Origin of the sequence: Desulfurella sp. (genome assembly GCF_023256235.1) — a bacterium.
Lineage (GTDB): Bacteria > Campylobacterota_A > Desulfurellia > Desulfurellales > Desulfurellaceae > Desulfurella.
Genome location: NZ_JAGDWY010000007.1, coordinates 1 through 7,364 on the forward strand (window position 1 = coordinate 1; position 7,364 = coordinate 7,364).

Below are 7,364 nucleotides of genomic sequence, written 5' to 3' on the forward strand. Positions count from 1 at the left end.
AACATTTTCAAATATCGCTGCCACTGCTTCACCACCACCTATGCAAAGAGTGGCAAGTCCGTATTTGGCATTTTGTCTTTTCATTTGCTTTACAAGCGTAGCAACGAGTCTGCCACCACTTGCACCAATTGGGTGACCTATAGAAACAGCACCGCCATTTACGTTTACTTTATTTATATCAAGACCAAGCTGTTTTATAGCAACTAACACTACAACAGCAAATGCCTCATTTATCTCAAATAAGTCTATGTCTTTAAGCGATAATCCTGCTTTTTTTATTACCTTTTCTATTGCGCCAACTGGAGCTTCAGGGAACTGCTGTGGGGGTAGTGAGTTTGTAGAATATGCGACAAGTTTAGCAAGTGGTTTTAGATTATATTTTTTTAGTGCATCTTGGCTGGCAAGAATACACAAAGCTGCACCATCTGATATTGTAGATGAGTTAGCCGCAGTAACTGTGCCGTCTTTTACAAATGCACCCTTAAGCGTAGGAATTTTATCGAATACTACTTTGTATGGATCTTCATCTTTATCAATAACTTTATCGCCTTTTTTATCCTTTATCACAAACGGAACTATCTCGTCTTTAAATACGCTATCTTGTGCCTTTTGAGCAAGCTCGTATGATCTAATTGCATAATCATCCTGTTCTTTTCTGCCTATTGAGTGTTTTTTTGCTATATTTTCTGCAATTGTGCCCATGTGAATATTATCATATGGATCCCATAAACCATCAAAAATCATACCGTCTATTAGATCTCCATTTCCCATGCGGTAACCATACCTTGCATTTTTTAGGTAGTATGGGGCTTTTGACATATTTTCTGCACCGCCAGCAATCACAATATCACTATCACCAAGCATAATAGATCCAGCACCAAGCATAATAGCCTTTAAACCAGAACCACATACTTTATTGATTGTCATTGCATGTACTTTATATGGAAGACCTGCATAAATCATAGCCTGCCTTGCCGGCGCCTGGCCAACTCCACCGCTTAAAACCTCGCCCATGATAATTTCATCAACATCATCGCCAGAAATATTTGTGCGTTTGAGCAACTCTTTAATTACCTCGCTCGCAAGAAGTGGTGCTTCAACACCTGATAAATTTCCACCAAATGATCCAAATGGCGTTCTTAGGGCTTCAATTACATACACCTCTCTCATAAAAAACCTCCTGATTTATTGATTTAACTTTATCATAACTTGAAAGTCATACAAAATTACATTACTTAAAAAAAGATAAATAAATTTTAATTTGATTTGAGCTATTTGAACTATTAATTTTATTTTTTGTTTACTTTCAATTATTTTTAAGAATTTATACATGACACCTCCCCTTTACGTTAGTTTTACATATAAACTAACACAAAGGGGAGATAAAGTCAAGTATAATTTAATTAAAACCTATTTAGTTAATTTACTTGTTAATACAGGCACAAACTCTAATAGGTCAGCTACTACAAATACATCTGCTACTTCGGCAATGGGTGCATCTTTATCTTTGTTTATTGCTACAATAAAGTTAGATTTTTTCATGCCAGCTAAATGCTGTATGGCACCAGATATACCACAGGCAATATAGAGTTTTGGCGCAACTGTTTGTCCTGTAGTTCCAACCTGGTAGCTTTCATCTAGCCAGCCTGCATCTACTACAGGTCTTGAAGCGCCAAGCTCACCTTTTAGAGCTTTTGCAAGGTTTCTTACAATTTCAATGTTTTCTTTCTTTCCTACACCCCTGCCTGCAGAAACAATCACTTCGGCTTTTGTTAAATCAACACCTGTTTTTTCTGTTATTTCAAAGCCCTGAAACTCTAAGTTATCATCCTGCTCAATATAATCTAAAGGTTCAATTTGGGCAGTATTGGACTTAACAGGAGAAAATGCCCCAACCTGAAGTGTCAATACAGCTTTTTGAGTGTTTGGCTTTACTTTTCTTCTAAGTTTTGCATTGCAAAATGGCACAATGTATTCATCATTATCCACATCTATAATCTCAGATATTTGAGCTGCTTTTAGTGCTGCAGCTAGCCTTGGAGCTAAGTCCCAGCCATATGAAGAGTGACTGAATACAACAATATCAGGGTTTTCTTGTTCTATTAATTTTAATATAAGGTTTTTGTGTACCTTTGGGTTGTATTCTTTTGCTTTTGATACATCTGCTATATATACTTTTCCTGCATACTCTATATTTACATCAAGGGGTGCTACAGCAAAACCAACTGAATCTGCGCCAATTTTATTTGCAAAGCCTACAAGCTCATAAAAAGATTCATCTATATGTCCATTTTTGTATTCACCAATCAAAAGTGCTTTCATATTTTACCTCCTACCTTAAAACCTGTGTTTTTTCTTTGAGTATACTAATTAGCTTATCAGCTACTTCGTCTGATTTACCTTCAAGGATTATGCCACCTTTTTTCTTTTCTGGTATGTAAGCTTTCAGGTTTATAACCCTTGGTTGTTCATTTAAAAGCTCATTAACATTTATAGTAATCAATTCTTTCTTTTTTGCTTTCATAATGTTTGGCAATGTGGGGTATCTTACGGTATTTAAACCAAGCTGACAGGTTAACACAACAGGTAGTTTTGCAGATACTTTTGCTTTTATACCACCTTCTAATTCTCTTTTAACATTTACTTTACCGTCTTTGTATTCAAAGCTAACAATTGTAGTTACGCAATTATAGTTTAATAACTCAGATAATGTGGGTCCTACTACAGCAGAAGCCCTATCTTGAGACTGCATGCCTAAAAATATAATATCAAAGTTTTTATCTTTAGCATAATTTGCAATTATTGTAGCAATTTGAAACGGGTCTTTTTTGTGTGATTCATCATCAAGTACATGTACACCTTTGTCCGCACCAATAGCTAAAGCTTTTCTTATTGCTTCTTTTGTGCGTTCTGGACCAATAGAAAGTGCTACAACTTCAGCACTGCCTAACTTTTCTTTAAGCCTTACTGCTTCTTCAATGGCATACTCATCATATTCATTGATTTTAAAAGTCAAATCAGACTGTTCATACCATTGTCCATCACTTGAGATTTTAAATTTAGATTCCATATCAGGAACCTGTTTGATACACACCAGGATATTCATAATAACCTCCTTTTAAAATAAGCATACTTAATTAAAATATTAACTTTAAATATTCTATAATAATTTACGTAAATGTCAAGTAAAAATTTATTTATTTTTCTATTGACAAACTAAAATTAATATGATAAATGTAAATTATGATTTTTAACGTAAGAGTGAGTGTGTTATGAATAACATTAATAACGAAGAATATTTTCAAATTGGAGAGGTTTCAAAGAAATTGGGTATAACGCCAAGAACAATTAGATATTACGAAGAGTTTGGTTTGTTAGATCCTCCGCTTCGTATAGAAAATGGTATAAGACTGTACTCTAATGAAGATATAAGGCGTATAAAGTTTATTTTAAAGCTTAAAGAATTGGGTTTAACCTTAAAAGAAATGTTAGAACTAGCAGATATTTATAATCAGCATAAGCAATCAATTACTATTATGCCAAAATTGATTGAAATATTAGATGATCATATTGATAAGATTGATAGCAGGATTTCAAAATTAGCCTCTTTAAGAAACGATATAGTAGAATACAGAAAACGCATTTTATCTATAATTGAACAAAACAAAAATGAACAAAATAAATAAGGGGGCATCAAAAATGAAAAAACTCTTATTAATTGTATTTGGTATATTGTTTTTGGCAAAAGTATCATATGCAGTAAATGTAGACGGTGTTAATGTAAAAAATACATTAATGCTTAATTCAACACAATTGCAGTTGAATGGTTATGGGATTAGACATTATAGTTTTCTCGGTATAAAAATTTATGTAGGAGCTTTATATACCCAAGAAAGAGTTCATTCCACTGAACAACTTCTTTCATCTAAACAAAATAAAGTCATTGTTATGTATTTTGTGTATCCAAATATTAGCAAAGATAAGGTTATAGGAGCATTTAAAGAAGGTTTTAGAGATAATTACCCATCAATTATAGGCACAAGTGAAGAAAAAAGTTTTCTCAATCTTTTTACACATGGCTTTAAAAAAGGTGACTCAATAGAAATAGCTTTACTCGAAAATGGCAATACACAGGTATACGAAAATGGCTCTTTAATTGGTCAAATTCATTCTCCAGAGCTTCAAAAAGCAATAATTATGGTTTATTTTGGCCCAAAACCACCAGATAAATCCATGAAAGAAGGAATGCTTGGAAAATGATAGTAGAAATTCAAAAGAGATTCAGCGATTTTGATATGTATACGCATGTAAACAGCGCAGTGTATTTTACATATTTTGAATATGCACGCATTGTAGCGCTTGGACAGATTTTTCAAAAAGTGTCTGATACCATTTGGTTTGTAGTAGCAAAACAATCATGTGAATATTTAGAACCAATTTTATTTAATGATATCGTATTTGTAGAATTAAAAATTGAAAAAATTGGTAACTCAAGTTTTGATATATCATACATAGTTAAAAATGATAATAAAATATTTGCCAAAGGTTTAACTACGCTTGTAGCTATTGATAAAAACACAAAAAAGGCTACACCTCTTACTTCAGATATATTAAATTATCTTTCAAAAATCTGTTGATTCTGCACACAGAGCCTTGCATTTTACAAGGCTCACTTTTAAAAAAATTGTAAAACTTACCAAAATAAAAAAAGCTTAGTTACTTAATAAAAAGTAACTAAGCTTTTTTGGGGGGTTAGTATGAAAAAAAGGCTTAAACTAACCCATCTTTATATAATAGAATTTAGATGGGTTTAAAATTTATAAGTACCAACTAAAAACACCTGATTTGAATATTGAGCATGGTTTGGATCGTTTTTAGATCCAACATAATAGGTAATATTTCTATCGTATTCTAAACCCAAAGATGCAGATTTTGTTAAATTGTAAGCCAAATTAGCATATACTGTAGCGGCTTTTCTTGCATAGTCTGAACTTGAAAGCGTAGTAAGATTTCCGTATATAATTTGAGAGTAACCTCCAGCAATACTAATTGGTACTTGAGCTAATTTATTAAAATCAACCTTAGCTTGCAGTGCCCATCCTGTAGAGCTAACCTTCTCAAGTGAATTACCATTTAAATAAAAAGAAGGGGGTGATATTTTATCCGTTGGGGCGCCAAAACCTGTAAAGGCTTTAGCATAATAAATGTCACCTTTTAAGCTGAATGCATATATTGGCAACTCTAATCCGGTTCCTACGATATAAGAGTTTTCACTATTATCGCTGTTGTTATATGTTTGTTTTGTTTGCTGCCATTGAAATTGTGCATAAAATTTCGCAGGTGATCCAAGACCAGTTTCAAACTCTACTGGTACTTTTATACCAATGCCTGGCTTAGATGCTCTTTGTGATACTTTACTTGTTACATATCCTTGAATATCTTCAAATGTTATATATGGGTTTAATTTTGCAGCCCCTAAATCCAATTTTACACCAAATGCAACCTGTGGGATTTTTTTCGTCAAATCCGTACCAGCTGTATTGTTTAAACCATTTAGAGAATATACATCAAAATTACCGGGGGTGTAATCTTGTCCTACAAGCAACCATGGCGTATAATTGCAACCTTCCTGGCAGAACTCTTTAACAAAAAAAGCCCTCCTTAAGCGAAAATTGCCATTGCCATCTGTACCAATATTAGCACCACCACCTTTAAAATCACCTTCTATTACGCCTTTTATACCTTCTGCTTTATTGTCAAGGTTAAAACCCAAACGCGTATAATTTGCAGTTGAACCAAAACTTGTTTGCGCAGGAATATTTAACTTACCACCAGAATACTCTTTGGATGCGCTGGTTCCGAGAAAACTTTGATTATTGTACCAATCAAAATACATTTGAGTAAAACCATACAATGTAATGTTTGTGTCAGTCTTTGTTGTAACAGTCCCAGCATAGCTTGCGCTTGTAAATCCAAGAGCAGCTATGACAGTCAAAGAAAGTACACTTTTTTTCAGTTTTTGCTTTACCATGCAAAACCTCCTCTCAATAATTTGTTGGCTTAATAGTATGGTTTTTTTATTAAATTTTCTTCATATTTATGTAAATAAAATGTAAATATAAGTAAATTATTTTAAAAGAAGCTTTTTTGAGACTGATAATTCAAATTAGATTCTTTGATTCATCCCACAGTTTGTTTAATAATTCTTTTGAGACGCCATCAAAATTGCCGTTTAATTTTTTTTCAATGTATTCAAACCTTTTAATTATTTTATCTATTGATATATGAAGAGCTTCTTCTGGGTCAATATCAAAAAACCTTGCAAAATTAACTATGCTAAACAATACATCCCCAAGTTCTTCTTTTTTTTGATCTGTAGTTTTTGCTTGTTTAAACTCGCTCAACTCTTCGTAAATTTTGGTTTCTGCATTTATTGCATCATCAAATTCCAGGCCAACTTTTGATAATCTTTTCTGGACCTTATAAGCTCTAAAAAGCGATGGCATTCTTTTTGGTATACCTTCAAGTATAGATTTTTTATCTTTTTGCTTAATGCTATCCCATTGGGATAATACTTCCTGTACTGTATTTAATTGTTTTTTGCCAAAAACATGGGGGTGACGCTTGATTAGTTTTTCTATCAAACTATCAATAACGTCAATCAAACTAAAATTACCATTTTCGTTTTTTATAACACAGTGAAAAACTACCTGCAATAGACAGTCACCTAACTCCTCAATAATCTTTTGATCATTATCTTCTTCTAAGGCTTCGTATAGCTCATAAGCTTCTTCTATAAGGTTGTTTTTTATAGATTGATTGGTTTGCTCTTTATCCCAGGGGCATTCTTTTCTTAAGCGTTCAACTATTTTAACAAGCTCGCTAAATTTAATAGCATATACATCACACATAAAAACTCCCTCTAAACTTGACAAAATTAAATTTATTATATATGAATTATACACGAAGGGATGTAAAATGGAAAATTTTTTGAATTTGATTGAAAAGTTTTATCAAGGAGAAATAAACGATTATCACTTATATTTAGCATTGTCAAAATCACAAAAAGATGAAGAATTAAAAAACCGCTTAAGTGAAATTGCACAAATTGAAAAAAATCACTCGCTTTTCTGGAAAAAAATTGCTAAAAAGTATAATATAGAGCTTAAAGATAAAATAAATACATCAAAGATCAAAATAGCAGTTTTTTTGCAAAAATTCATATCTGCTGCAATAATTGTATCTTTATTAGAAGCCGGTGAAAACTCAACAGTAAAAGAATACTATAGCTTTTTAAATTCAAACGCACTTGACGAAAAAGAAAAAGCTATTTTGAAAAATATTATTTTAGAAGAAATTGAGCA

The 7,364-nt window shown here is 32.4% G+C and carries 9 protein-coding genes; 4 read left to right on the top strand and 5 right to left on the bottom strand.

The window, feature by feature from the left end:
• The 3 genes from Q0C22_RS00675 to Q0C22_RS00685 all read right to left on the bottom strand — a co-directional run.
• A partial coding sequence (locus Q0C22_RS00675) for a thiolase family protein (protein ID WP_291490167.1) occupies positions 1 to 1,170 on the bottom strand: 1,170 nt, incomplete at its 3' end.
• Between the two features lie 240 nt (positions 1,171 to 1,410).
• On the bottom strand, positions 1,411 to 2,322 hold the full coding sequence (locus Q0C22_RS00680) for an electron transfer flavoprotein subunit alpha/FixB family protein (RefSeq protein WP_291490168.1): 912 nt from the start codon (positions 2,320 to 2,322) through the stop codon (positions 1,411 to 1,413).
• 10 nt (positions 2,323 to 2,332) lie between these two features.
• Positions 2,333 to 3,106, bottom strand: a complete 774-nt coding sequence (locus tag Q0C22_RS00685; RefSeq protein ID WP_291490169.1) for an electron transfer flavoprotein subunit beta/FixA family protein — start codon at positions 3,104 to 3,106, stop codon at positions 2,333 to 2,335.
• A gap of 166 nt (positions 3,107 to 3,272) precedes the next feature.
• Between Q0C22_RS00685 and Q0C22_RS00690 the strand changes: the two genes are divergently transcribed.
• Genes Q0C22_RS00690 through Q0C22_RS00700 form a run of 3 tightly spaced genes read left to right on the top strand, consistent with a single transcriptional unit; the run spans position 3,273 to position 4,637 of the window.
• Positions 3,273 to 3,686, top strand: coding sequence for a MerR family transcriptional regulator (locus tag Q0C22_RS00690; protein WP_025391625.1), 414 nt, complete (start codon positions 3,273 to 3,275; stop codon positions 3,684 to 3,686).
• Between the two features lie 13 nt (positions 3,687 to 3,699).
• Positions 3,700 to 4,260, top strand: a complete 561-nt coding sequence (locus tag Q0C22_RS00695) for a chalcone isomerase family protein (RefSeq protein WP_291490170.1) — start codon at positions 3,700 to 3,702, stop codon at positions 4,258 to 4,260.
• On the top strand, positions 4,257 to 4,637 hold the full coding sequence (locus Q0C22_RS00700) for a thioesterase family protein (RefSeq protein ID WP_291490171.1): 381 nt from the start codon (positions 4,257 to 4,259) through the stop codon (positions 4,635 to 4,637). Before Q0C22_RS00695 ends, Q0C22_RS00700 begins: the two co-directional genes overlap by 4 nt.
• A 173-nt stretch (positions 4,638 to 4,810) precedes the next feature.
• Here the strand turns inward: Q0C22_RS00700 and Q0C22_RS00705 are convergent, their stop codons facing one another.
• Both Q0C22_RS00705 and mazG read right to left on the bottom strand, forming a co-directional pair.
• Positions 4,811 to 6,031, bottom strand: coding sequence for a hypothetical protein (locus Q0C22_RS00705; RefSeq protein ID WP_291490172.1), 1,221 nt, complete (start codon positions 6,029 to 6,031; stop codon positions 4,811 to 4,813).
• A 130-nt stretch (positions 6,032 to 6,161) separates the two neighbouring features.
• On the bottom strand, positions 6,162 to 6,911 hold the full coding sequence (mazG, locus tag Q0C22_RS00710) for a nucleoside triphosphate pyrophosphohydrolase (protein WP_291490173.1): 750 nt from the start codon (positions 6,909 to 6,911) through the stop codon (positions 6,162 to 6,164).
• Between the two features lie 67 nt (positions 6,912 to 6,978).
• Between mazG and Q0C22_RS00715 the strand changes: the two genes are divergently transcribed.
• Positions 6,979 to 7,364: ferritin family protein (locus Q0C22_RS00715; RefSeq protein WP_291490174.1), on the top strand; the 386-nt coding region annotated here is incomplete at its 3' end.